Source organism: Phyllobacterium sp. GQ127, from assembly GCF_059758635.1.
The window spans coordinates 127,286-152,132 of record NZ_JCAXDZ010000008.1; the positions used below are offsets into that span (position 1 = coordinate 127,286).

Here is a 24,847-nt window from a genome sequence, read left to right on the forward strand (position 1 = left end):
GCCTCTTAATGTTGGAATGTCGTCAAGTAAGCACGACGTATTCTGTTAGCTGACTAATTGTAGTGTCTGCCTTCTTCACGTCGAACACCTTGGTCCCATGGCTCATGATGACAAAACGGTCGCAGACCTGGTAAGCGTGATAAAGATTATGGGTCACCAGTACGCTCGACACATTCTCTGCTTTGAGCTTCAGCACCTGTGCGAGTAGCGCTTCCGTTTCGCGCACGGACAAAGCCGAAGTCGGTTCGTCGAGCAACAGAACGCGGCGCTTGAAGAATACGGCGCGAGCGATGGCAACTGCCTGCTTTTGACCACCGGAAAGGTCACCGACCAACTTATCTGGTGAATCGATCCCGGAAATGTGGACGGCTTTCTCCAGCACTTCCATGGCAATTTGGCGCATCTCGGTCTGTTTCAGAAATCCCAATGCGTTGACGCGCTCTCGGCCCATGAAGATGTTTCGTGTAATCGACAGGGAATCCACGAGCGCAGTGTTCTGATAGATCGTTTCAATGCCTGCATCGGCGGAGTCGGAGCGGCAGGTAAATGTGGTCTTTTCACCGTCGATACTCAGGTGACCAGTGGTCGGCTTCTGTATCCCTGAAATAAGATTGACCGTCGTCGATTTGCCGGCGCCGTTATCGCCTAAGAGACCAACAACTTCGCTGTGGCCAACATGGAAACTCAGGTCCCTCAGCGCAGTCAGGGCGCCGTAACTCTTCGAGATGTTATGCAGTTCCAGAAGATGTGGTGAGGACATCATGCCGCCCCCCGGCGTTCGATGAGATGATTGAAGGCAGCGGCGACAACGATGAGCGTTGCGATGAACATATCGAGATAGAAGCCAGGCGCTCTCAAAAGGAGAAGTACGTCGGTGATGGTGTGGATCAGCATCACACCAAGAAAGATGCCAATGATGGAACCGCGTCCGCCGCTCAATGAAAGTCCGCCGATAACGCAGGCCGCAATCGCCTGGAGTTCAAGACCTGCTCCCTGCCCCGGCTGAACGCTGCCGACACGTGCGGTCGCTATGATTCCCGCCACCGCCGCCATCCCGCCGGCTATGGCAAAGGCAACAAGCTTCACACGGTCAGTATTAATGCCGATGGCCGTTGCGGCGGCACGATTGCCACCGGTCGCGAAAACGTGGTTGCCAAACTTGTGGCGATGCAGCAGCAGATAGAAGCCCACCACAAATAGTATTATCCAGATGAAAGCGGCATTCACACCAAGGATCGTACCAGCAAAAAGGCTGGTGAAGATGGGCTCAGGATCAAACCGCACCTGAACTGCGCCATTGTACAGCAGGACTGCACCCCGCCAGAACAGCAAGCCTCCAAGTGTGACGATGAACGACGGCAGGCCGAAGCGAAGCGTGATCGTCCCGTTGAGAAGGCCGATCAGAACGCCCGTGAGAATGCCAAGAGGTGCGGCAATGAATGCGCTCACTCCGGCATCGACCAATGTCGCCATCAAGATGGCCGTGAACGTATAGACAGAACCGATTGAGAGATCGAATTCGCCTGCAATCATCAGGATGCCAGCGCCAAGCGCCAGACAGCCCAGCACAGGTATAGCCTTCATGAGGATTGTCAGATTCTGCGGCGATAGATAGCGAAAGTCGTCCGGATAGGCGAGTGCGCCAATGATGCAGACGATCTGCAGGGTGACGAAAACCAACAGGATGGCGCCCGCCGGCATAGTCATGATCTGCTTCAGCAGCGATTGTTTTCGGGTGCGCGATTTCGGCACGGCACTGTCGGTCATGGTGATGGTCACTGTCTTATCTCTATTTGCAGGGGGATGACGGTGACCTTTCGGCTCGGCCGAAAGGTCTTCCATGCGTAACGCCTTAGCGATAGCTGCCGATCAGCGGTTTAACCGAACTGATGCGCGATTTATCGAGAAAGGCACCTTGACCCGTATCGACATCGGTCGGCGTCAGGCCGTATTTTTTCGCGAGTGCAATCTGGGCAATCGGATAATAACCCTGCAAGTAGGGCTGCTGGTCCATCGTAGCGAACATGGCGCCCGATTCCACTGCATTGACGATTTCGACCGCGAGATCAAAACCACCAAACGGAATGTTCACGCCTGCGTCCTTGATTGCACCTGCACCGACTGTCGAGGTGACCGAGCCGGTACCGAACAGCGCCTTGACACCGGGATTTGCGATGAGAAACTGGGCAATGATGTTCTGCGCCTCTGCCGGATCAAGGCCTGAACGAACCGTCTCGACGGTGATGCCCTTTTCTTTCATCGCTTTCTCAATGCCACCGCCACGCGCAACCGCGAAGCTTGCTTCCGGAATTTCGCGCGGGTTGAATACGACATCACCCTGCTTGAGACCGAATTTCTCGATCATGCGATTGCCGAGCTCATATCCGGAAGCGAATTCGTCCATTCCTACATATGCCTGACGGCAATTGCCCTTACCGCCTTCAAGATCGTCATTGTTAAAGCCAATGACAATGATGCCCGTCTTGACGGCAGCACATATGCTGGAATCAAAAGCGTCGGAACTGGAAATTGCTACGGCGATGCCATCGACACCACTGACGGTGGCGCTTTCAATCAGGTCATTCTGGCGGACCGGATCATTGTTGGCATATTGCACGTCCAGATCGACGCCGAACTGCGCAGCGGCATCCTGCGCGCCTTTAACCACCGGATTGAAAAACTGGACGCTCGGATCGAGATAGATGATCATCGTTGCCTTGACATCGGCCGCTACTGCGGTAGATGTGAGGGCCGTAGCTGCGCAAGCCGCAAGCATTGCGGTTTTCACTTTGGTCAATTTCATTTGCGTATCCTCCCTTTGGATGTGCAATCGGGTCGAAAGACCCATGTCTTGACTGGCGAGCTCCGACCAAAGATCGCGCCAGTCAAGATGTTCTCCTCCACCTCAGTTTGATAATCGGTGTTATCCGAACCAAGGATCCGGTTTGCCCAAGGTCACGTGAATCCCCTTGAACTGCGAATATTCATCAAAACCATAACGGCCAAGCTCGCGGCCCAAGCCGCTTTTTTTATAGCCGCCGATGGGCAATTCCGGTGCGCCGTCTATGACACTGTTAATCCAGCAGCGCCCTGCCCGGATGCGGCGGATGCTTTGCAGTGCATTCTCCAGATTGGTTGACCAAACGCTGGCTGAAAGACCATATTCCGAGGCATTTGCCATGGCGACTGCCTCGTCGGCCGTCTTGAATGTCAGCGTCGACAGGACGGGTCCGAAAATTTCTTCCCGCGCGATCGACATGTCGGCGGTGACACCGGAAAATACCGTGGGCGCATAGTAAAGACCGGAATCTTGGCCGACACGCACCCCGCCCAGCAACAGTTTTGCGCCCTCCGCCTGCCCTGCTTCCACATAGGAATGCACTTTTGCAGCATGCGCCTCAGAGATCATCGCGCCAATTTTGGTCTGCTCGTTCAGGGGATCGCCGAAGGTCACCTTGCGGGATATATCGAGAAGGCGCTCCAGAAGCTCATCCCGGACATTTTCCTGCACAAGCAACCTGCTCCCGGAAATGCAGCATTGGCCGGCATTGTGATAAACGCCGTAAGCGATGCCGTCGGCTGCGGCTTCCAGATCGGCATCGGCAAAAACAATCTGGGGTCCCTTGCCGCCCAGTTCGAGACCGACGCGCTTAACGCTTCGCGCCGCAATTTCACCAAGCTTCGTGCCAACCCGAACCGAACCCGTAAAGGCGATCATGTCGGTGCCCGGATCTTCTGCCAGCACCTGACCAGCCGGATCGCCATAGCCTGTGACAACATTGAATACACCGTCCGGTATGCCGGCTTCGCGTGCCAGTTCAGCCATTCGGATTGATGTGCCAGAGGTGAATTCAGACGGCTTCAGTACAACAGTACAACCGCCGCCAATCGCCCATGGCACCCGCTCTGATGCAATTATGAACGGGAAATTCCAGGGTGTGATGATACCAACGACGCCGACGGGCTCCCTTAGTACGAGACCGAGCCGATTATCACCTATATTATTGTGCGTCTGTCCTTCCAGCGCCCGTGCCTGGCCCGCCGCATAGGACCAGAGGTCCGCGCAGAAAGTAATCTCGCCCCTTGCCTGGGCAATTGGCTTGCCAACCTCAAGGCTTTCGATCAATGCGATTTCTTCCACGTGGGCAAGAATGAGTTCTGCTGTCTTGAACATCAGGCGTGAACGCTCTGCGCCAGACATGCGCGGCCAGGGTCCCGTATCGAAGGCACGCCGAGCGGCGGCGATCGCGGCCCGAATGTCGTCAGCAGAAGCATCCGGCCACGTGCCGACAACAACTCCGGTGTGACCCGGACTGACACGGTCGATGGTTTTTCCCGAAGCTGCGGCGACAGACTTGCCGTCGACAAGCATCTGGTAACGGGATTTACTCTGCAACCGCGGATCGCTGGAATCAGGGCGTATGAAATTGGGCTGTATCGTCATCAATAAACCGGAATTTCGCCCCGGCCCCTCCGTCTCGCCCGGCGTACATTGCGCCGCGCTTGTGTTCCCGTTTAATTGTATGGTACTGTATGGTGGTTATTAGGGATTGTCAACGAGACGGCAACGGCAAAGAGCATGAACCTCGAAACCTTGAAAATCGACACGGGCGAAACCACTGCTGCGCAGGTGGAGCGCGATCTGCGTGAGGCAATCATTTGCCTTGAGCTCTCACCGGGTTCCCGGCTTTCCGAACAGGACATTGCTACCCGCATGGGGGTATCCCGCCAACCTGTAAGGGAGGCGTTGATTGCACTTGGCAAGTCCAAACTTGTCGAAATCAGACCTAACCGGGGAACCGTTGTCGTCAAGATTTCAGCCCGGCAGATGATGGAAGCCCGATTTGTTCGAGAGGCGATCGAGGTTGCCGTTGCGCGCCGTGCCAGTGAAAGCTTCGACACCTGGACGCGTCGCAGACTCGATGGCATTCTTGACCGGCAGAGAACTGCCATGGAAGCGGGAGATCACAATGGTTTCCGCAGGGAAGATGAGCAATTTCATATGGCGATTGCCGAGGGAGCTGGATGTGGACTCGCCTGGAATGCGATTTCCGACATCAAGGCGCATATGGATCGTGTCTGCAACTTGCAGTTACGCAACCCTGCTTCTATGAGCAATTTAATAACCCAACATGAAAAGATCGTCACTGCCATTGACCTGAAGGATGCAGATGCAGCGGGAAATGCGATGTACACACATCTAAACGGTATTTTGAGCGATCTGCCACAAATCGAGGCTGATAACCCAGGGCTTTTTGATTAGGAAGCTCGCTGTCGCGTTTCGCGGGTGTTGTCATGTCTGGATGGCGCCCGTTTGGCAAGATAATTTTGAGCAATGTTTGAGCTTGGCGGGTCGGGTGCAGTCATGTTTAGCGAAGACGCTGGCCGCCCAGTAATCAAACAACGGCTTGACGAGAGGTAACCGTGGCGGGCTGATCCCCTACCCTGCAACAGCCATGATGCACTTGGATTATATTCTCCACTCAAGTTTAGGGGCATTTCTGGTGGCGCAGGCTTCAAGAATATCGAGATGCTCCTTTAACGTCCGCATGAGGATTGGGGCGCGACCTCGCCACTGCCCGGCGCCGGGTAATCGGACTAGAAATGCAGGGCACATGCCCGACGAATCGCAATCTGCACGGGTGACGGCGGCTCTGTCGGATCAAAACCCCGCGCGGGCAGAAGCGGTGGCTGCGCAAGGAAGCGCGGTTGGCTGCCCCGGTGAGGTTGTGCCGCATGAACCAAAAACGGATGGCAAAGGAAAACCGTACCGGCCGGACCGGTTGCAAGTTCCTCGTCGCAATTGGCAGAGGTCGCATAACCATCGACCGATAGCTGCCTCAACGACAGTCCCGCTTCGCCATAGGGCAAAAGCTCGCGCGCAATGATCTTGTGTGAACCCTTTCGTATCCGGGTGGGGGCATCCTCGTCACCAACATCGGACAACAGGAAAAGCATGAGCAGGGCTCGGTCACGGCTCTTCACATTGGCTCGCAATTCCATGAAATCGGCAGAATCGCCGAAGCTCATGTCCACATGCCAGCCATCGTCATTCGGAGCACTTGCTGATGGAAAGCGGATGGGAAAGGTGCCGAGGCCTGTTGGCCGCAGCCAACGTCCTGTCCCGACAAGAGCATCGTAGGCCGCATGCAACTGCGGCGTGTTAGCTGCCTCGACGAATGGCTGTGTGTGCCGCGATGCAACGCGGACAACAGGCTGTCGCCAGTCCTCGGGCCGGTCAGGCGACAGACCTGTTACCGACCAGAGTTCTGCACGGCAACGCGCCGCAAGCTCGCGGCTAAAGGCGTCGTCGATTCTGATAAAGCCATTATCGATGAATTGCTCGACCTGATTAACGGTCAGGCTAGGATGGTAATGATCGGACATTGACATTCTCCCGATGGCAACTGCACCTGCAGAGCCATTCTGATCTGTTCGAAAAGATTCTGATTGAGGACGTCGAACCGTCAGATCAGCGGGAAAAATGAAGCCATAAACATCATTGCTCCTTGCAGGCAAAAATCGTCCATTTCGTGGCAGTATCACTCGCGCAGCGTTGGCCGCCCGCACAATGCCCAGTTTTCGGGGATCATTCCTGCTATAAGAATGACATAGGCGGCCGATCTGTTTGAGAGGTCCTTGTCTCAGCGGTCACCGCCTTTCTGGACCGATGCCTGACATGGCATGTCCGTGATCGTCGGACATCCGGCCGCGCCTTCCCGCGGATTTCGTGATTGACACCTTTGGGTGCTTTCCCGAACAAGATTTTTCATCGTTCATGACTAATCGACGCAAGACCATACACTCTGTCTATTGAGGATTATCCGCTCTCATAGTGCCGGAAGATCTCCACTGCCGCCGAGACAAGTTCGGCATTGCCACGCGCTACCGCACCGTTTGGAAGGTGCTTTCCGTCCTCTAAGCCCACACGCGTCGAAAGATGTTCCATACGCGCGCGCCGCACAAAGGGCCAGACCGTTTGATCATAACCGTGCAACAGGATCGGCCGCTTGACGTCGGCTTGGCGCAGGACGGACATGATGGCATCGCAGCTCCGCATGGCCGCCTCAACGTCGCTTTCATGATCGAGTTCTACGAGAATACGCAAGACCCGGCGATGATCTTCGGCTTCGACGAACCGGTGTGCATCCGCGACCGTTGCCAGACCCGCTTCTACACCGACACCTTTCCGGTGAAGCAGCTCTATGACGCCAGGCGCGTCGATTTCAGCCAAGTTCACTGAAGCGTAATCCGGAAGGACAGACCACCGGGAAATTGCCTCTCTGGTGCGTTCCTCGTCGCCCTCGATCCATGCACCAGTCGAAACCCCGATGAGTGTGCCGGGACAGGTCTGGTGAATAGCGGCAACTGTTTCGTCAACAGCAGCCAGGCTTTCACGCCCCTCGCTATCGCGAGGATGCACATGCAGTTCCGCAGCACCAGCCTCGAGGACGGCAACAGCATCCCGAACCATGTCCTCAATGGTGGAAGGGAAAAGCGGATGGAAATCCGGCTTTCGGCTGCCATTGATGCACGCTTGGACGATCATGTAGTCTCTCCTCCGATCCTTGCTGCACCAAACGTCCCAAATGTTGCGAAGGTTGGCGCCAGCATCAATTCGATTTATCCCCGTAGACCCTTACTGCACTCTGCCTTACTTGTAATCGCCTGCCCGCTCTCGCTCTGCCGCCCGAAGAGCCTCGAGAAGCAAATCCTGCATGAGACGCTGGAGGGCGTCGGTGGCGACACGGACATCGGCCATCGCCTTCCTCACCTCCACCTCCTTGAGCGGCCCAGCACTCACCGATGCCAGCTCACGACGCGCATCTCTCAACTGTCGAAGCGACTGAATTGTCTTTGCTCTGTTTTCTCGCAAAAGGCGGCGGAACTGTGTGCGGACGTCATCCGGATAGGCTGAGAACGCCCCTTCCGCGAGAATGGACATCGCAGGCGCATCAGATTCGCGTTTAAACACATAGCCCAGAGAGAAGAAGTTTCCGAGCAACGACGCCATAAAGACGGCCAACAGAACCAAACGCAGCCAAGTGAACCTTTTCACGGGTGCCCTCCTTCTTCTTGCGTGCCGATCGACGTCTCTACCAACCCGGCAGGGGGAATTCCTACGGCAAAGGCCAGAAGGGCATCGTCGGAAATGTCGTTTTGCGTTCTCGCGGCCCAGTAGCCACTGGCCGCAGATAGGGTGACGACAAATGCCATGCTTGCCGCTGTCGCCGGGATTGACCACAATCGAGGATCAATTTTCGGCCGAGTCATGTGTCGGGGCATTGCAATTCTTGTCATCACATGACGAACGAGCACGCTCTCGTCGACCGGCGTTTTCGCCGCTTCAAGTACAAGATAGTCGAGCGTTTTATCGTCGCTGAGGGCAGCAAGGCTGTGTCCGGTCAGAAACAGCGACGCCTCCTGCCGAAAAGGGGGCGGCCATGCTGTGATGTCAGGCCCAAACCTGACCTTCAAGTTCTCGAACTCGTCTCTGTTCATTTTGATAACCTTTCGTCTTCCGGTACGGATTCACCAACCTTCGTGAGCCGGGCGCGCAGCGTTCGCCTTGCCCGCACGAGCAGCTGCTCTACCGAACCTGCACTGGTTCCCATAGCTTCCGCAATCGAGGGGACGTCAAGGTCAGCAACTGCGCGCAGGAGCAGCGCCATGCGTTGCCGTTCCGGTAACTTATCGAGACCGGCGCGGACGATGGCCAGCTCCTGACGTGCACCGATCAGCGCATCCGTTGGGGGATCTTCAGAGGCAAACACATCACCCGTGTCTTCGAATCCGAGAAATACCCGGAATCGGCGCCACCGCTTCACGTCGATGCATCGATTGACAGCGATCCGGTAGATCCAGGTGGTAGCGCGTCCTTTTGCGGGATCAAAACGCTTTGCGTTATTCCAGACGGAAAAGAAGACATCCTGAACGACATCTTCTGCCTCGTGGGCACCGCCGAGATATCGCGAAGTGAATAGCTTCAGCCCGCGCCCGTGCCTGTCTATCAGCTGCCGGAGGGCATGCTGTTCGCCAGCAGCAATACGGGCGAGCAGCACCTCGTCATTAAGACGCTCCGGCAGTCTTGCCGGCTCCGGGACGCGCGCTTGGCTCACGCGGATTTACCTCCAGTTGCGGCGGATGACTCCGACTGTTCCGCCTGGGCCATTGTGAACGCCGATAGATCGGACCCGATAGGGACCTCGCGCCGTTGGAGTATTGCCTGAGTAAGTCCGACCATCTCGGCCCGTGGCTGAGTAACTGCGGCGGCAGTGATCGATCAAACCATCACGGCAGGTCGAGCTTGAGGTGTAGGTCCCACCGTTCGGTCCGACGCGCGTCGTTTGTCCCGAATAGATGTTCCCGTCCTTTGTCACGCTGCGGGTGATCGTGCCGCCGCTTCGCGTGTCTCGCGTCAACTCGGCCGACATCGCCGGCATCGCGACCAGCATTACGACAACACCAAATGCGGCAAAGATTTTCTTCCAGCAAGACACCATTGTCATGTCCTTATTACTCATGGAGTTATTGTTTGTAACCACGGTCAATCTCAGCGGTTGAACAGAATTCTGCGAATAACGAGAAATTCGCCATCCGACAGCTTCTCATCCCCGTCACGGTCAGCGAGATCGAAAAGGGGTGCGCGCGCTCGAAACTCGTCTGCGGACACCTTGCCATCGCCACCAGTGTCCAGACGAAGCATCTGGTTTGCGACAAACGCCTGCATCGCCATAGCGTGATCCATGATCGAGTCACGGAGCCGTTCCGTTTCATCTTTATCGATTGCGCCGTCTCCGTTGGCGTCGAGGCGAGCGAACAGTTTCCCGCGGGCCTCCTGGATCTCATCGCGTGTAACAGCGCTGTCCTTGTTCTGGTCGAGCCGCTGCAGAACAGGCAAACCTGTCTGCGACTCTGCCGAGTACGCTGGCCCTGAAAGCGCGGCCATCAGCGCCGCGATCAGTACATAGAATTTCTGTTTCATTGCTTGTGGTCCTTTGTTGCGTTGTTTCAGGCTGCCGTTGGCAAGCGACACGGACTGATACGACGCGGCTGCATGCCTCCTACGCAATCGCCTAACAATTTTGACAGGCGGAGCATGCAACGATGATCGTTGCCTCTCAAACAGAAAAACGCGAGACCGCGCATAGGAGCCGCGGTCAATGCACGTAGAAGACGGCATTGATGCCAATTGCATCTGAGAAAAGAGGTAAATTGAATGAATGCGAAACTTTTTGCCGGCGTGATACTTGTCCTCTCGACTGGTAGCGCTTGTGCGGCGGAGGGACAAAAGCTCCGTCAGGTCTTCCGCCAAATGGATCAAAATGGTGACCGAGCGCTTCAGTTCAGCGAGTTGCAGGCGGCGCGCGCCACTTTGTTCGATCGCGTGGACACAAATCGAAATGGTGTGCTCGACAAAGCTGAGGCACAGGCCGTCTTTGAGCGTGCGAGAGAGGGCGGCAGGCTTCAAATGGCAACCGCTGACGGCTTGGAAACTCGCGCGCACCGCATGGACGCGAATAGCGATGGTCGAATTGCAAGGACCGAATTTGCTCAGTTCCTTCCTGATCGTCTTCTGCAGGCAGACAGCAATGGCGACCGCAGCCTTTCCCTCTCTGAGCTCAGGGCTTTGCGCAAACGTTAATCCGCCCTGTCCTCTCAGATCCAATGACATGAGCAAGACAGTCGCCGCATTGGGCGCAGCTTCATTCCTGCTTTTCGGCCTATCCACATCGCGCCTGAGCGGTTTCTCTCAAGTCCGGAGATGATTGTGACGAGTAGCGGTATCCGCCACGAAATAAAGGTCCGCCACGGGCGTTGTCGTGGTTCGCGGCGTTTCACGATACAACGGCTTCCGTGGCGTCGCCGTTGCGCGTCCTGGTTCCCGCTTTTACAAGGGATTTTGTTTCCCCGCAGCCTTTGCTGCCGGTGTCATCACCAATCGGACTCTCGCCCTTCCGGTACCGCCCGCCGGGCGTTTGACGTCAACGCATGTAATTGGTGTTTTGCCCAATATCGATCTTACCGTGCATATGGCAACACCTTACGGCCCTATATCGGCTCGCGGGAACAGTGTTCGTCACCTTATAATTGATGCGGTCCATTCCGTTGCGACCGAAGGAAGCCATGCTGAAATCAATGAAGCAGAACAACACCAACTTGAGTCCCTGGCTGAGCCTTTCAACCGGCTTGGCCCTGCTGACGGTGTCGGTTTCATTCTCCGTGACCTACGCGGCCACCGGTTCACCCTTCAGCACAGTTCCAATGTATGTCTTGAAAACTTACGGTGGTGTGACGACAGACGATCTTGCCAAGCTCGAAATCTGGCGCCTCGCAACTGCGCAGCTTATCCACGCAAAGCAGGGGCATATGGTGCTCAATGCCATCACGCTTTTGCTCCTGGGAAATCTGCTGGAGCGGCGCGTTGGGCGTACTGCCATGCTGCTTTTATGGCTATTGGCTGGCGGCGAAGCAACAGTAATTAGCCCACTTCTCGTGGCATGGCCGTTTAATATCGGAACGGGTGCTTCTCAGGCGAACTTCGCCTTCGCCCTTTGCCAATCTTTTGTACTACAACCTAAGCTTGATACGGTCTTGGATAGCAAATTTCCTTCGGCCGCACGTCAACGTCCACTATGTTCGGACTGGAATCGATGTGTCGGCCAGCGAAAAAACCCGTCGGGGAACATATTGGAGCTTTTGACGCGGTTAACCATCGCCCCTCTGTCGTCTCGGTTTCACTGAGCTGCTGAACTGAGAACACTAAAAGGAGCTTACCCACTCGGGCAAGCTCCTCAAATACAACCTCCAGACGCACTATACCGAAGTCTTCGAGCATATAGCGCCTGAAAGAAGAGCATCTCGGGCACGCTCTCGGGGCAAGGGAGCCTGCGCTTAGCGTTTTACCCGGCAGAACGTTGCTCAATCAGTCCAGCGCTCCCAACGACGATCCATTCTCCGGTGCACCCTGTATTCGATCCTTGCATCGCGTCGTGCTGCCGCTCTGGGATTGTAAGAGGGCTGATAATAGCGATCGTAGACGACAGGGTCATAGGTGATCATAGGCACACGAACGTGAACTGCTCCAAGGTAGGTGCCACTGAGCCACCCGCGATAGCCATTCCAGCTGACGTCGCACCAACGTCCCCGGTCGAGGCATCCGACTACGGTGACGGTTCGGCCGGCAGGGATTGTTGCGATTGGTTGATACCCGACGCCCGGCCCTGTCCGCAAATTGAGGTCTGCCTGTGTGACCGCCGACGCGGCCAATGCCGAAGTGGCAGTCAAAAGGCCGATAAAGATGAACAGTGATTTCTTGAGCATGATTGTCTCCAGCATCTCGGTTTTAGGGAGTGTTCACGTGATACGGCTGGCTGGCTACGGTCCTACGCGGACATCAGTATTTCTTGTTTCGATTTCCGGTGATGTTAACCAGTGCGCCGCTCCAGAAGGAGAGCTAAGATCGGGACGGGATACAGCAAGCAAAATCAACAAGACAGCAGTATTCCAAATTGTTCTTCTCAGAACTGATTGATGGAGGCGAGCGACCTCCATCTATGTGGTAGGAGTTACGTCGCTTCCTGTGTGCATTCACATTAGTCGCCTTGAAAGGATATGCACCATCGACCGCCTCATTCGATCACTGCGAGAACGGTGATTTATGAAATGATCGATCTGGTCGAGAAGATTATACCAAGCTTGCAGCCACCAGAGAACGCGAAAGAATGATCAACTGGCTTTAGTCTTTTGCAGAGACCATGAGGCACAAAATCGTAAACATGACCTGCGCCGCAATTTGTGCCGTGTTGGTGGTCGTATCATACTGCGGCGCGACCTCGACGACATCGCCGCCGACAAAATCAATCCCCTGTAGTCCTCGCAAAAGCTTCAGTACATCGGCCGGTGTAAGCCCGCCGACTTCAGGAGTGCCGGTTCCAGGCGCGAATCCGGGATCGACACTGTCAATGTCGAATGACAGGTAGGTCGGCCCATCGCCGACGATCTGCCGGGCTTTCTCGATCACGGCGGCCATTCCGATCTCCGCCACCTCCTCAGCATGGATCACGGTCATTCCACTGTCATAGGAGAATTCCCAGAGATACTCTGCTCCTCCCCTGATGCCGATCTGGATCGTGCGCTCCGGATCCAGAACGCCGTCGAGGACCGCCAGTCTGAACGGACCACCGTGCTGGAACTTTGCCCCTTCGTAAGGTCCTGCCGTGTCGCAATGGGCGTCGATATGGATCATGCCGACGGGCCGCTTCTCTCCCACTGCCTTTAGAATGGATGCACTGATTGAATGATCTCCACCGACGGAAAGCGGTCGGACACTAGCGCCCACAAGCCGTCTGTAGAAGGTTTCGATATCCTGATGGCACAGTGCCAGATCAAACCGGCTCTGCATCGGAACATCGCCAATATCGGCGATCTGGGCCATCGAGAACGGCGCACATTTGAGCACATGCTCGTAAGGCCCGATACGCTCGATTGTTCTGACGGCGCGTGGCCCGAACCGGCTACCGTTCCGGTTGGTCACCCCAATGTCCATTGGAACCCCGAGCAACGCGATGTCGATACCGCCGAAATCCGGCAGGTCCTGCGCATCGGGGCGGCAGGGCGCGTCCAGAAATGTAGGAATGCCGGCAAAAGGCCATTTTCGGCGATCACTTCCCTTGAACTGGGCGCGGGCAACAGCTGCAAAGGCCGGATCGAAGATGTCACCGCCGCCGGCCTCGGCATATTTCTTCCGGAGCGCTGCAAGTCTTGCGGAGCTGGTCATCGGGATACCTTTCGAAATGGAGGAGCAGGCTGCACATTGCCGTTAGGCCGACACGTCGAGATAGGAACTGGCAATCATGCGCATGCGGGCACGGGACATCGGCGCGCCGTGACCGCCATAGGCAACGGAAACATCGAGATCCCGCAGCCGGCGCATGGTCGTGCTGTAGGTAGATTTGTCGCAGCCGGGCAGATCATCGACCAATGTGCCGTCATAGATCGCGTCGCCGCTGAAAAAAATTCCTGACGCTTCGTCGAGCAACCCGATGGATCCGGGCGAATGACCCGGCAGATGCAAGACCTTGTATGATGGACCGCCGATATCCACGATGTCATTCTCGGCAAGAACCCCGCCGAGCGGAGCCGGAAGGATCGTGTAGTTGTCCTGCTCGAATGACGGATTCGGCGTTTTTTCCACACCTTGGGGTAATTCACGAAACAGATGTGCCAGCGTGACAGCATCCTCCATCCCGGCAAAACCGTCAGCCTCGGCGGCATGGCCCAGCCGATTTTCGAACTCATGGAACGAGCCGATATGGTCCGCATGGACATGTGTCGCCAGTGCAATGACAGGCTTTCCAATCTCGATATTCAGGAAAGGATGCAGCGGGGCGAGGCCCATCCCGAAATCAATGACCAGATCGGCATCCTTGCCGATGACATGGAAGAGGTTGGCCCTGAAAAACCGGTGCACATTCGGCTCCCAGATGCGCCGGATCGTATCGGTGAGTTGTTCAGCACAAAACCAGTTTGTTCGTTCGTTCATTTTTTGCCGATCAATGTAGAAGATTGCTGAGAAAGCGTTTTGTCCGCTGATGCGAAGGCGAGCCGAACAGTGCTCCGGGCGTTCCCTTTTCAATGATACTGCCGTTGTCCATAAAGACGACCTCGCTTGCGACCTGCCGCGCAAATCCCATCTCATGGGTGACGCAGATCATCGTCATCCCATCTTCGGCGAGCCGAACCATCGTATCCAGCACTTCCTTGACCATCTCCGGGTCGAGTGCGGATGTGGGCTCATCGAACAACATGATGCCCGGCGTCATGCAAAGCGCACGGGCAATGGCAACGCGTTGCTGCTGCCCACCCGAAAGTTCGCCCGGATAACGATGGGCCTTTTCGGGAATACGTACGCGCTTCAGAAAAGCCATCGCAATATCCACCGCTTCCGACTGCGGGCGCTTGCGAACCCAGCGCTGCGCCAGCGTGCAATTTTGAAGAACGGTCAGATGCGGGAAAAGATTGAAGTGCTGGAACACCATGCCGACATCCCGCCGCACATGGTCTATTCTCGAATTGTCGTCGGTCAGTTCGACGCCGTTGACGACGATCCTGCCGCTCTGGTGCGTTTCCAGACGGTTGATGCATCGGATCAGTGTCGATTTTCCCGATCCGGATGGCCCGCATATGACCACGCGCTCCCCCTGCCCGACCCTCAGTGAGACATCGTGCAGGACATGATAGGTACCGTAAGATTTGTTGACGTCTGACAGTTCGACGGCAAAGGGCCGTCGCGCATCGGGCAACGGAAGTGTCTCGATCATGGCGTTCCTCGTTAGGAATAAAGGGAAATGACGAACGGCTTCTAGCGGTGGCCTTTCGAAAGGGCGCGCTCGATGCGGGATTGGAGAATGGTTAAAACCGAGACCATCGCCATGTAGTATACGAGCGCCGCGCCATACCATTCGAGGAAGCGGAAGCTCGTTGCGATAGCGAACTGTGTGATCGTCATCAGTTCTTTTAGAGAGATTACAGTTGCAAGGGACGTTGCCTTTAAAAGCGATATGAATTCGTTGACCAATGCAGGCATGGCAATCCGCAGAGCCTGGGGCAGCGTGATCAGCAAGAAGATTTGCCATTTGTGTAAGCCGAGCGCGGCGGCACCCTCCTTCTGGCCTTTCCCCACAGCATCAAAGGCGCTTCGCAGTATCTCGGAGAGATAGGCGATCTGGATGAGCGTCAGAGCAAGAAAGGCCGCAAAGAAAGGCGTGAACCAGCCCGCCCGGAAAATCGGCGATATTTGCGGCAGCCCGTTCCAGACGAAGAGCAGGATCAACAGAGCCGGAGCACCGCGGAACAGCCAGACGTAAGCGCCAACAAAAAAGCGCAACAGCTTGTTTTTGGAGCCCGCAGCAGAACCGAACGCCATGCCCAATACCAGCGAAACGCACATGACCAGCACGGATAGCAGGACCGTCAGCATAGCCCCTTTCGCAAGAGGCCAGCCGAAGAGTGCGGAGAGGAAGAGGTTAAAATCAAACATCGTACCGCGCCCCACTCAGTCGTGAGTGACGTCGGTCGATGTTTCCGGCAAGCCCCATTTGGCAAGCAAGGTCTTCATTTCCCCGCTTGCCTGCAGCGCCTCGATTGCTTCCTTGACAAGCTTTCGATCACCAGCGCTCTTGCGCATGTAAATCCCGTATGTCTCGCTCTCGTCATACGTATAGGCGATCTTCAGTCGGTCTGGCATCTGCAGCATACGAAACGCGGCGGTGGTATCCTGCGTGATGGTGCCTGCAGCCCGCCCGACCAATATCTGTTCGATGACGCCCGACGCAGACGGATAGGTTTGGACCACGGCCTCTGGCTTGCCGTCCTTGGCGAACTTGGCATTGAGGTCGGCCATCGTTTTTTCATAGGTCGTGCCGGCCTCGATCGCCATGACCTTGCCATTCATATCTTCCGGCGTCTTCGAGGTCTCGTCTGTTTTGGGTACAAGCAGAACTACATGCGACCCGAAATAGGGTACGCCGTCGTATTTCTCAAGGCGGGCCGGCGTAATCATAATGCCGCTTGCGACAAGATCGCAACGGCCACTATCGAGAGAGGGCAGCAACCCCTTGAAATCGCCGACAACAAATTCGGCCTTCGCGCCCCAGTGCTTGGCGATCGCATCGACGACATCGATCTCAAAGCCGACGAGATCAGTGTCACCGGGGTTTTTGTAATATTGCATAGGCGGAAAGTCGCCCGCCGTGCAGACCTTGACCGTTCCGCTCGAAGCAAAGTCCGGTTTGGCACCGTCCGCCTGAACTTGTCCCGCCGCTGCCAGGGCAGCGAGGCCACCAGAGAGCACTTTGGTCACCCATTTCAATCGCTTATCCATTTTTTAATTCCCTCTTTTATTGGGATCTCTTTTTTGAAATCCTTTGCTCATAGCAACACGGAACATTTCAGCAGACAATCTAAATTTTCTGCGATAAAACAAGCAGGAAAACTAAACGAATATTGTAGCTACATCCCGACTGGAGACGAACAATGTCTTTGCCACCGTTGAACGCGCTACGCGTTTTCGAAAGTGTCGCCCGGTTGGGCCACCTTGGTGCGGCAGCGGCTGAATTGCATGTGACGCCCGGCGCGATCAGCCAGCAGCTTCGCACCCTTCAGGACGCTCTTGATGTGCCACTGTTCGAAAAGCGCGGACGACAACTCGTCCTCACGGAATATGGCGCTATCCTGCAACGGTCCGCCCGGCAGGCGATGAATGCCTTGACGACCGGTGTTCAGGAAGTTGCCGCGCAAAAATCGAATGACGCAGGCAAAAGTACGCTGACAATCTCCATTCCCCAGGTGCACGGAGTAGCCTGGCTCGCCACCCGGCTGTTCGAGTTCATGGCGGAGAACCGAAACATCATCCTGAATGTGATAACCGCCGGTCGCGCCAGCGATGTGAATTGGCGAAAGGCGGACATTGCAGTTGTTTATGGGGCGCCGCCATGGTCGGGTTTCTGGTGGCAACTGCTTCACGGCATTCGCATGACGCCAGTGTGCAGCCCGCAATTGTTGCGTGGCCCGCACGCGATCCGGCAAATCGGAGATCTTGGCCATCATCGCCTTCTGCACGAGGACGATGGTTCGCAGTGGAAGATATATCAGTCAGCAGCAGGTGTTACCCAGATTGGCCGCTCCGAGGTGTATTTCGACGATTTCGGGATCGTACTGCAGGCCGCGCGCGATGGATACGGCGTTGCGCTGAGCGACGAGATCATATCCGCGCGCGATCTTGACGAAGGACGGCTGGTCCAACCTTTGGCCCTCACAGTGCCCGCGCTTCAGAATTATTATTGCCTGTGCACGGAATCGAAACGTGAACGACCCGACGTGAGCCATTTTATCGACTGGCTTGTCGCAGAAGCCGGGAAAGCCACCGAACTGAGCAAGCGACGCCTTTTCCTGCCCTAGAAAACGAGGACCAGCAATTCGACATAGCCGCCATGGGCGAGATACCTCACCGATCGCCCTAACGAAATCGGAGCCGTCGATAGGTGGCTAGATCACCGGAATTTCAGACTTATGCATTTCGAAGAGATCCGCTCTCACGGCGAAAAGATGTTTCCGGCCAACTTAAATGTAATCTGGTGGTATAACGCGAAACGAAAAACTGGTTCAAATCCAGCTGGAAACCAACAACTCTGATGCAGAAATCACGCTGAAAGTGTCAATCGAGAATTTGAACTAGCGGCTCTCATATAAAGGAAGATGCCAGACGGAAGATCCTCGCCCGATTTTTTCCAAAACCAAGGCAACCAATGTCGCGCAGCCAGCGGTGCCCATCCCGGTCCGGCTTCATAAAACCGCATGTTTACTATTGGCGATCGTATTTCTGACAGCTGTTGTTATACTCAGCTTCATTCCGGTTGACAGTAACGCGGGAGACGGAGTTGCTCCAATGCATCGGATCAGACGAAGTAAAGTGCATGCGGCGAGTATTATTATCCCAGTCTCGCTTGCTGCAGCCATGTCAGCGTTTGCCGATATGAGTTTGACGAGACCTGTTCGCTGGATTGAGCATGACGTTGCGATAAATCAGCTATCCATCGATCATAAGTCTTCGCTTCCTGTCGGTGGACGTTTCATCTGTTCGGTCGAGCAGGACGAGGACAGAATGGTCAAAGCACTTGTAAAAAAAGGGCTGGCTGTAGTGGATAGTGACCAATGCGAAATCGTTGCATTTCAACGTGTGTCGACGGACAAAGGGGGCGTCCGCGAAACGATTGCATACATGCTTCAGATTGCTGGAGAGTTGGGCTACCGTCTCATCTCTGTCGAAGCCGGCGATTTTGAAAGTGGTAATGCTACCATTCTTGCCAGCGAAGAAGGATACACACCGTGGTGGAAAACAAAGCAGCGCTAACTTCCAGCCGATCGATCAGTTTGTAAGAACCACCATGGTGCAGGCAGACCTCGATGCCGAATCCATTAAGGCAATTGTGCTTTATCTCGACAATCGGGAGTACGAAATGGCTTTCGAAGGTTTGTTTCTGGAGCTTGTCAATTCGGGAAAAACACTAAAACTCAACGTCGATGAATGTATGGCCTTCGCCCTGCAGTTAAAGCTGAATAAGACACCCGTATTTGACGAACAGTTCTGGTCAAAGTTTGTAAAATACCTTCAAGAAATTCAAAATGAACCAAACAGACCTTGAAGTTGGATAGCTACCGGAGCAAGCAAAGCCTGATATCGTTGATGACGCTGAGCTATTTATTGAATACTTTAACTTTTGATTAGTCTTCGTCGCTTTCCAAGGAGTGCCCGCGGGACACCGACGTTCGTACATTGATTGGCACTGTAGGATTACACAGTAGAAAATATCGAAGCACCTGCCTTAGTGATTTATCTTTCAGAGCGGCGCGAAAAGCCGAAATAGGTAACAGCGAGGGCGGGCGATAGGGGACGAAATGAACCGGCCTCGACAGGGGTTGTCAAATGGAATCGACGCTGTTGAGTGCGGCCAACAACCAAACTGTATCACCTCTTATGCGCAGGCCCGTCGTCACATTCTCAAAAGATGCCTTCAAATCGGTCCGAAATCTCCAGATGACAGATTACTGCTGTGTACAAACAGGAAAGTTATCAGCAACCTGTCCGTTGAAAATGCCGATAATAGCGGATTTTCGACCGATTTAGATTGTAGTGCAGATGTCTACAATCCCTATTAAATGCCTGTTGTACTTCGCCTAGTAGGTCTCGAACAGAGTGTGGACTACAGACCCGCTAGTTGTTCCCTCTCTTTCCAAATGAATATTTGATTTGGCAAAAACAGGAATGAAAGCCATCATCCCGAACGTCTTTAACCTCCACTTCCAGGAGCATGCGGAAGGTTGGCCGAGACAATTTGTACTTGACCGATTCATCGATTTACAAAGCCAGTTCCCCTCGCAATGTCTCGAGACGTTCCATAGCGATGACACCATCATGAATTGTCGGCGCAGCACTCGATGCACCGCCGAGGGCCGGAACCACGTCGGCAAGGAGTGAATAATAACCTTTTGGATCTTCATTTGCCGCTGCCGTAAAATTTGGCTTCCATGTTAGAGTGTCGACATCATCGGCGAGAGTTGCTTCCGGATCATCAACCTTGAAGGGCGGATTGCGGTTCCACCGCACCTCAATCACATCATCCACCTCAAGACGCTGGTGATCACTCATCAACTCGATGCGCTCCACCGGGGTGCCCCGCGACTGGATCGTCCCCATGGCGATATTGCCGATGGCACCGCAATCGAACTCGAACCCGACATGAAACAGCACCCTGCCTGGCGTTTTCTCAACCTTCCGAGCCGAGATCGTTTTCACCGGAGAAACAAAAAACGAGACCAGGTCCATGTAATGCACACAGTGGTGAAGAAAAAAACCAGTGTAATCGACATTGCCAGTGAAGTAGCCCGGTGCGGTCATGTAGTATCCTGTAAGGCCAAGCACCGGCCCGAACCGTCCAGACTTGATGATGTTGTGGGCAATCTTGTTGCCAACCGAATACCGTTTCATGAAACCGACAAGCAAAGGTTTACCCGAGCGTTCTGACGCGTCGCGGAGCTCGCGTGCGCCCGCCGCTGTTCCGGACGGGGGCTTTTCCATGAAAACAGGCAGACCCCGATCAAGCGCAAGTTTGCCGAAATGCAGATGCTGGTCAGGCCCCACGGCCATGCCGATTGCATCGATGCCGGAAGTGCGGATCAGCTCCTCGGCATCATTTGTCAAACGGGACACGCCGAACTGGCGGCCTGCATCGGCAAGTCGTTTGCCATCGATATCGCAAAGCGAGACGATTTTTACGTCATGTCGAACCAATTGAGGAAGTAGCATCTGGGTTGCGTGAATGCCGCAACCGATCCAACCGATTTTCAATGTCATCGCCGATATTCCGTCAGTATAAGATGTGATTTGATAAAGGCCGCGCTCGCTGCCAGACGTTCGCTTTCATCTTCATGGGGAGCCCGCCATTGCGCGAATGGAACGCCAAAACGATCATCATTTCGTCGGAAGGGCTCAAGTGAGATCGGTCCTCGGTATTCGATCTCATGCAAGGCTCTTGCAACGGCAACCCAATCAGTCGAACCAGTGCCGGGAAACCCGCGATGATTTTCGTTGGCCTGAAAATGCACAAGATGAGCGCCTCCCAACAGGATTGCCTCGGGGATCGAAGCTTCTTCCATATGCATGTGGAAAGTATCCAGCATCAGCTTGATCGCTGGATGAGCGACTGCATCGAGAAGTTCGATGGCCTGCTGCGTTGTGCACAAAACGTCACTTTCGAAACGGTTGAGCGGTTCGACTGCCAGCACGATACCTGCCTTTGCAGCGTGGTCGCCGGCCTCTATCAGCCCTTGAACACAGCGCTCCTTGCGTGCGAGCCTTTCGCCCTCTGACACAGGCGATGGAGCACGTCCTGCAAACACCAACGGGTTTCCGGTCAGCGGCCCCCCTACAACCGCAGCACCGAGCGCCGCGGCGCAATCGGCCGTATAGCGCAAATAATCGATGCCAGCGCGATGAGCATCGCGATCCTCTGACGAGAGGTTGCGCTGAAGATTGACACGTGCGGCAAGAACGACGCCAAGTCCTGCATCGTCCAGAGCAAGCTTGGCTTCGGCAAGATCCATTTCGCCAGGTTCGGGCACGAGCAGTTCGACAAAGTCGTAACCAAGTTCTCGCATTTTTTTAAATAGGGAGAAATGTTCGGCAGTAAACGGTCTCGCATATTGCATGGAGATCAAGCCAATGGGATTCATCACAGGTCCTCTTTGATAAGCATGGGTTATCCCTTCACTGCGCCTTGGGTAAGGCCCCCGATAAGACGGCGTTGGACAAGAAGGAAAAGAATGGTGGCAGGGAGCGCACCAACGACACCCCCTGCGGCCAGCAATCCCCATTCAATTTGATATTCACCAATGAGGGTCTGAATGGCGACGGTCACCGGACGAACATTGCGTCCGCCAAGCGTGAGGGCGTAGAGATATTCATTCCAGGCAGTAATGAAAATATAGATGCCGGTCGAAATGATACCTGGCATGGCGAGCGGGAGAACGATCCGCCGCAAAGCCTGCAGACGCGAACAACCGTCGATCATCGCCGCCTCGTCGAGCGTGCGGGGGATGGCACCGACATAGCTGGTGAGCATCCACACAGCGAAGGGGATGGCAACGGTGGAATTGGCCAGGATCAGGCCGATATGCGTGTCGAGGAGACCCAGCTTCCGGAACAGCACAAAAAGCGGCAAAATAAGCAGAACGATGGGGAACATATTGACCAGCAAGAACTGCAGCATGATCAGTTTGCGCCCCCCAAAGCGAAAGCGTGACAGGGCATAGGCAGCGGTGACTGAAACCACGAGACCAAGGATGACAGTGCCACCGGCAATGATAAGGCTGTGCAGCATGTTGACAAGAAATGACGTCTGCTTCAGCAACCGGATGTAGTTATCCGTGCTCCAGCCTGCCGGTGACAATGACACGCCTGTTGCCGACAATTGCGCAGTCGGCGTCAAGGACGTCAGGATCATCCAAACGAAGGGTCCGATGGCAAGAAGAATGATCAGAATAACGGGAATGTCGGTCGTGAGAATGCGCCGGAGCGTCGAGGGCTTGTTCATCTTTCCACCTCGCGCAACGTTCGCACGATATAGACCGCGACGATGGCTCCGAGCAGAACAGTAAAAGTCACGGCAATTGCAGTGCCGTAACCGAAATCAAGATTCTGCCGGGCCTTGATAAAAGCATAAAGCGGCAGCGTATGCGTCGCATATCCAGGTCCGCCGCCAGTCATTACGAAGATAACATCCATGGAATTGGCCACCCATATGATGCGCAGCAATCCGGCGGTCGCCAGCACCGGGGCGATGCCGGGAAGCGTTATGTGGACGAACTGCCGCCAGGAGCTGGCACCATCGATCGATGCGGCCTCGTACTGGCTTTGGGGAATTCCCTGAAGGCCGGCCAGGATCATCACTGCGAAGAATGGAAAGCCCTGCCAGGTCAGCGTTGCAATTACAGCATAGAGTGCGAGATGCGGGTCGGCGAGCCAGGGGACTGTCGCATGGATGATCGTCAAGTAGAGCAGTATATCGTTTAGCACGCCCGTCGTTGGATCATAAATCCATCGCCACATGAGGGCGATAACGACGCTTGGCAGTGCCCAGGGAATGATAACCAGGGCACGGGCCAGGCCGCGCCATGGGAATTGGCGATTAAGAAGAAGGGCTGCAACCAATCCGAGGCCCATCTGAAGCGGGACCGTCAGACCGATCCAGATGGCAGTGTGGCCTAGCGAAGTCCAGAAGACCGGATCGCGCAACAGCTTGAAGTAATTGCCAAAACCAACAAAGCGCGTGGCGTTGGGCTTCCACAGTACCAGATCATAAAAACTGGTAACGACCGCCTGCATCATCGGGAAAAAAACGATGAACAACGTCACGAGTACCGCAGGCGCCAGCAAGACATAGGGAATCAATCTGCTGCGAAGCGGGCGAACCTGCGCAAGATCGTGCGGTGCGTTAGGTGCGAATGTAGACATGAACCAGATTCTTTCGGCGGTCGTCAATCAGGAAAAGGGACGTGGTCGTGCTATTGCGCGAACAGGCTTTCGAGTTGCTCCATCATCTGTTGCGAGGTGATTTGGCCGGTTAACGCCTGCTGCATCGACGTCTGCCACGCAGTATTGACAAACTCAGCAGTCGCCGTGCTCTGCGGGAGCACGTGGGCAAAAGGCAAAGACTGGACCGTTGCGTCAACGAAGCGGCGTTCGTGCAGCGTCCAGTTTTCGGCTCCGCTCTTGGTCACGGTCATCTGTCCCGTTGCCTTGTTGAAGGCCACGTTATTCTCACCTTCCGCAAGGAAAGAAATCCACTTCCAAGCAGCGTCCTTCACTTGTGAGGAGGAGAAGACCGCCAAGGATTCGTCGCCATAAGACGTCCATTGCTTGCCACCGCATTTTGGGGCGGGGACCGCAGAAACCTTATCACCCAGCGCTTTGACCAGATCGTTGGACGAGCCAATATGATGTATGGTCATGGCCGTCTTGCCAGCCTTGAACGCCGCTACAATTTCCTGGAAACCATCATTGGGAGCCGATGGCGGGATGACCTTGTCTTTTTGGAACAGGTCGATCAACCATTGGTTGGCCGCAACCGCTACCGGATTGGTCAGGCCATCTGGCTTCAGTTCGGCGCCTTGCGAAAAGACGAATGTTCCCCATTGATCCCATCCTCCCTTGCCGCCGCGCAGGCCAAAGCCATATCTGTCGGGGGCCTTGGTCAGCTTCTGAGCTGCTGTTTTGAATTCTTCGCATGTCGTTGGCGGATTGAGCCCCGCCTCCTTGAAAAGGTCGGCACGATAATAAAGATAAAGCACGACATATTGAATGGGCAGGAAATATTGCTGTCCATCCGGCCCCTTGTTCAATTCAAGAAGATTATCAAGCAGATCGACCTTGCCCGGCCAGGCATCGATACGCTCGCCAATAGGTTCGAGCGCACCCATTTCGGCCAATCGGGGCTGGGCGAAAAGTTTGACCATGCCAGCGTCTGGTGCATTGCCGCCAACCAGCGACGTATAAAGATTATCGTAATAGCTGTTCCACGGCACGTTCTCTGCTTCGACCTTGATGTCCGGGTTTGCGGCCTCGAACTTCGCCACCAGATCCGACATCGGATTTTCCGGGTTGTCGAAGTGATACCAGAAACGCACGGTCTCGGCTGCATTGGCGGCGCTCATGGCCATGCCGGTCACGATAGCGCAGCTGATACCCAATTTTTTAAAAACGTTCATTGCTTCCTCCTCCTTTGTTATG

28 protein-coding genes are annotated in these 24,847 nt (G+C 55.1%); 7 read left to right on the forward strand and 21 right to left on the reverse strand.

The features are described 5' to 3' along the window. Positions 1 to 22: 22 nt before the first annotated feature. The 4 genes from AC6CHM_RS22020 to AC6CHM_RS22035 all read right to left on the reverse strand — a co-directional run bounded on the left by AC6CHM_RS22020 (position 23) and on the right by AC6CHM_RS22035 (position 4,444). Positions 23 to 760: an ATP-binding cassette domain-containing protein gene (locus AC6CHM_RS22020; protein WP_498175052.1), complete on the reverse strand. Its 738-nt coding sequence runs from the start codon at positions 758 to 760 to the stop codon at positions 23 to 25. Further along, complete coding sequence (locus tag AC6CHM_RS22025; protein WP_498175054.1) at positions 760 to 1,707, reverse strand: ABC transporter permease; 948 nt, start codon at positions 1,705 to 1,707, stop codon at positions 760 to 762. Before AC6CHM_RS22025 ends, AC6CHM_RS22020 begins: the two co-directional genes overlap by 1 nt. A gap of 145 nt (positions 1,708 to 1,852) precedes the next feature. After that, a complete protein-coding gene (locus tag AC6CHM_RS22030) occupies positions 1,853 to 2,803 on the reverse strand; it encodes a sugar ABC transporter substrate-binding protein (RefSeq protein ID WP_498174901.1) in 951 nt (316 codons plus the stop codon). Between the two features lie 120 nt (positions 2,804 to 2,923). Beyond that, on the reverse strand, positions 2,924 to 4,444 hold the full coding sequence (locus tag AC6CHM_RS22035) for an aldehyde dehydrogenase family protein (RefSeq protein WP_498174903.1): 1,521 nt from the start codon (positions 4,442 to 4,444) through the stop codon (positions 2,924 to 2,926). Between the two features lie 135 nt (positions 4,445 to 4,579). On the opposite strand from AC6CHM_RS22035, the gene AC6CHM_RS22040 reads away from it, so the two are divergent. Next, complete coding sequence (locus tag AC6CHM_RS22040) at positions 4,580 to 5,263, forward strand: GntR family transcriptional regulator (protein WP_498174905.1); 684 nt, start codon at positions 4,580 to 4,582, stop codon at positions 5,261 to 5,263. A 335-nt stretch (positions 5,264 to 5,598) separates the two neighbouring features. Here AC6CHM_RS22040 and AC6CHM_RS22045 read toward each other — a convergent pair whose 3' ends face one another. From AC6CHM_RS22045 to AC6CHM_RS22065, 5 genes are all read right to left on the reverse strand, one after another. Next, positions 5,599 to 6,387, reverse strand: coding sequence for a phytanoyl-CoA dioxygenase family protein (locus AC6CHM_RS22045; protein WP_498174907.1), 789 nt, complete (start codon positions 6,385 to 6,387; stop codon positions 5,599 to 5,601). A gap of 433 nt (positions 6,388 to 6,820) precedes the next feature. Continuing rightward, positions 6,821 to 7,549, reverse strand: a complete 729-nt coding sequence (locus tag AC6CHM_RS22050) for a 3-keto-5-aminohexanoate cleavage protein (protein WP_498174909.1) — start codon at positions 7,547 to 7,549, stop codon at positions 6,821 to 6,823. A 105-nt stretch (positions 7,550 to 7,654) separates the two neighbouring features. Beyond that, positions 7,655 to 8,059 (reverse strand): periplasmic heavy metal sensor, encoded by a 405-nt coding sequence (locus AC6CHM_RS22055; RefSeq protein ID WP_498174911.1) that lies wholly within the window; start codon positions 8,057 to 8,059, stop codon positions 7,655 to 7,657. Continuing rightward, positions 8,056 to 8,502, reverse strand: a complete 447-nt coding sequence (locus tag AC6CHM_RS22060; RefSeq protein WP_498174913.1) for a hypothetical protein — start codon at positions 8,500 to 8,502, stop codon at positions 8,056 to 8,058. Before AC6CHM_RS22060 ends, AC6CHM_RS22055 begins: the two co-directional genes overlap by 4 nt. Then, positions 8,499 to 9,119 (reverse strand): RNA polymerase sigma factor, encoded by a 621-nt coding sequence (locus AC6CHM_RS22065; protein ID WP_498174915.1) that lies wholly within the window; start codon positions 9,117 to 9,119, stop codon positions 8,499 to 8,501. Before AC6CHM_RS22065 ends, AC6CHM_RS22060 begins: the two co-directional genes overlap by 4 nt. A 241-nt stretch (positions 9,120 to 9,360) precedes the next feature. Between AC6CHM_RS22065 and AC6CHM_RS22070 the strand changes: the two genes are divergently transcribed. Continuing rightward, positions 9,361 to 9,564, forward strand: coding sequence for a hypothetical protein (locus AC6CHM_RS22070; protein ID WP_498174917.1), 204 nt, complete (start codon positions 9,361 to 9,363; stop codon positions 9,562 to 9,564). Here the strand turns inward: AC6CHM_RS22070 and AC6CHM_RS22075 are convergent. Further along, positions 9,554 to 9,985: an EF-hand domain-containing protein gene (locus tag AC6CHM_RS22075; protein WP_498174919.1), complete on the reverse strand. Its 432-nt coding sequence runs from the start codon at positions 9,983 to 9,985 to the stop codon at positions 9,554 to 9,556. The two genes, AC6CHM_RS22070 and AC6CHM_RS22075, sit on opposite strands and share 11 nt — an antisense overlap. 234 nt (positions 9,986 to 10,219) lie before the next feature. Here AC6CHM_RS22075 and AC6CHM_RS22080 point away from each other — a divergent pair, with 234 nt between their 5' ends. Together AC6CHM_RS22080 and AC6CHM_RS22085 are read left to right on the forward strand one after the other, a co-directional pair. Then, the gene (locus AC6CHM_RS22080) at positions 10,220 to 10,645 is read left to right on the forward strand and encodes an EF-hand domain-containing protein (protein ID WP_498174921.1); all 426 of its coding nucleotides are present in this window, start codon (positions 10,220 to 10,222) and stop codon (positions 10,643 to 10,645) included. A 482-nt stretch (positions 10,646 to 11,127) separates the two neighbouring features. After that, a complete protein-coding gene (locus AC6CHM_RS22085) occupies positions 11,128 to 11,745 on the forward strand; it encodes a rhomboid family intramembrane serine protease (protein ID WP_498174923.1) in 618 nt (205 codons plus the stop codon). A 177-nt stretch (positions 11,746 to 11,922) separates the two neighbouring features. Here the strand turns inward: AC6CHM_RS22085 and AC6CHM_RS22090 are convergent, their stop codons facing one another. The 6 genes from AC6CHM_RS22090 to AC6CHM_RS22115 all read right to left on the reverse strand — a co-directional run bounded on the left by AC6CHM_RS22090 (position 11,923) and on the right by AC6CHM_RS22115 (position 16,885). Further along, positions 11,923 to 12,324, reverse strand: a complete 402-nt coding sequence (locus AC6CHM_RS22090; RefSeq protein WP_498174925.1) for an SH3 domain-containing protein — start codon at positions 12,322 to 12,324, stop codon at positions 11,923 to 11,925. Between the two features lie 415 nt (positions 12,325 to 12,739). Then, positions 12,740 to 13,780 carry an agmatinase gene (gene speB / locus AC6CHM_RS22095; RefSeq protein WP_498174927.1) on the reverse strand — a complete coding sequence of 347 codons (1,041 nt, stop codon included), beginning with the start codon at positions 13,778 to 13,780 and terminating at the stop codon, positions 12,740 to 12,742. Between the two features lie 42 nt (positions 13,781 to 13,822). Continuing rightward, on the reverse strand, positions 13,823 to 14,545 hold the full coding sequence (locus tag AC6CHM_RS22100; RefSeq protein ID WP_498174929.1) for an MBL fold metallo-hydrolase: 723 nt from the start codon (positions 14,543 to 14,545) through the stop codon (positions 13,823 to 13,825). A gap of 10 nt (positions 14,546 to 14,555) precedes the next feature. Beyond that, positions 14,556 to 15,323, reverse strand: a complete 768-nt coding sequence (locus AC6CHM_RS22105; protein ID WP_498174931.1) for an amino acid ABC transporter ATP-binding protein — start codon at positions 15,321 to 15,323, stop codon at positions 14,556 to 14,558. Between the two features lie 41 nt (positions 15,324 to 15,364). Beyond that, a complete protein-coding gene (locus tag AC6CHM_RS22110; RefSeq protein WP_498174933.1) occupies positions 15,365 to 16,042 on the reverse strand; it encodes an amino acid ABC transporter permease in 678 nt (225 codons plus the stop codon). A gap of 15 nt (positions 16,043 to 16,057) precedes the next feature. Next, positions 16,058 to 16,885, reverse strand: a complete 828-nt coding sequence (locus tag AC6CHM_RS22115) for a transporter substrate-binding domain-containing protein (RefSeq protein ID WP_498174935.1) — start codon at positions 16,883 to 16,885, stop codon at positions 16,058 to 16,060. A gap of 152 nt (positions 16,886 to 17,037) precedes the next feature. Between AC6CHM_RS22115 and AC6CHM_RS22120 the strand changes: the two genes are divergently transcribed. From AC6CHM_RS22120 to AC6CHM_RS22130, 3 genes are all read left to right on the forward strand, one after another. Continuing rightward, a complete protein-coding gene (locus AC6CHM_RS22120) occupies positions 17,038 to 17,961 on the forward strand; it encodes a LysR substrate-binding domain-containing protein (protein WP_498174937.1) in 924 nt (307 codons plus the stop codon). Between the two features lie 487 nt (positions 17,962 to 18,448). Beyond that, complete coding sequence (locus tag AC6CHM_RS22125; RefSeq protein ID WP_498174940.1) at positions 18,449 to 18,913, forward strand: hypothetical protein; 465 nt, start codon at positions 18,449 to 18,451, stop codon at positions 18,911 to 18,913. Next, on the forward strand, positions 18,864 to 19,205 hold the full coding sequence (locus AC6CHM_RS22130; RefSeq protein ID WP_498174942.1) for a hypothetical protein: 342 nt from the start codon (positions 18,864 to 18,866) through the stop codon (positions 19,203 to 19,205). Before AC6CHM_RS22125 ends, AC6CHM_RS22130 begins: the two co-directional genes overlap by 50 nt. Before the next feature lie 713 nt (positions 19,206 to 19,918). Here the strand turns inward: AC6CHM_RS22130 and AC6CHM_RS22135 are convergent. From AC6CHM_RS22135 to AC6CHM_RS22155, 5 genes are read right to left on the reverse strand one after another with little or no spacing between them, the layout of a single operon-like run. Beyond that, complete coding sequence (locus AC6CHM_RS22135; protein ID WP_498174944.1) at positions 19,919 to 20,914, reverse strand: Gfo/Idh/MocA family protein; 996 nt, start codon at positions 20,912 to 20,914, stop codon at positions 19,919 to 19,921. Then, positions 20,911 to 21,792: a sugar phosphate isomerase/epimerase family protein gene (locus AC6CHM_RS22140; RefSeq protein WP_498175056.1), complete on the reverse strand. Its 882-nt coding sequence runs from the start codon at positions 21,790 to 21,792 to the stop codon at positions 20,911 to 20,913. Before AC6CHM_RS22140 ends, AC6CHM_RS22135 begins: the two co-directional genes overlap by 4 nt. A gap of 26 nt (positions 21,793 to 21,818) precedes the next feature. Further along, complete coding sequence (locus AC6CHM_RS22145; protein WP_498174946.1) at positions 21,819 to 22,652, reverse strand: carbohydrate ABC transporter permease; 834 nt, start codon at positions 22,650 to 22,652, stop codon at positions 21,819 to 21,821. Then, the gene (locus AC6CHM_RS22150; protein WP_498174949.1) at positions 22,649 to 23,572 is read right to left on the reverse strand and encodes a carbohydrate ABC transporter permease; all 924 of its coding nucleotides are present in this window, start codon (positions 23,570 to 23,572) and stop codon (positions 22,649 to 22,651) included. The genes AC6CHM_RS22145 and AC6CHM_RS22150 overlap by 4 nt, the downstream gene beginning before the upstream one ends. A gap of 50 nt (positions 23,573 to 23,622) precedes the next feature. After that, complete coding sequence (locus AC6CHM_RS22155) at positions 23,623 to 24,777, reverse strand: ABC transporter substrate-binding protein (protein ID WP_498175058.1); 1,155 nt, start codon at positions 24,775 to 24,777, stop codon at positions 23,623 to 23,625. Positions 24,778 to 24,847: the final 70 nt, after the last annotated feature.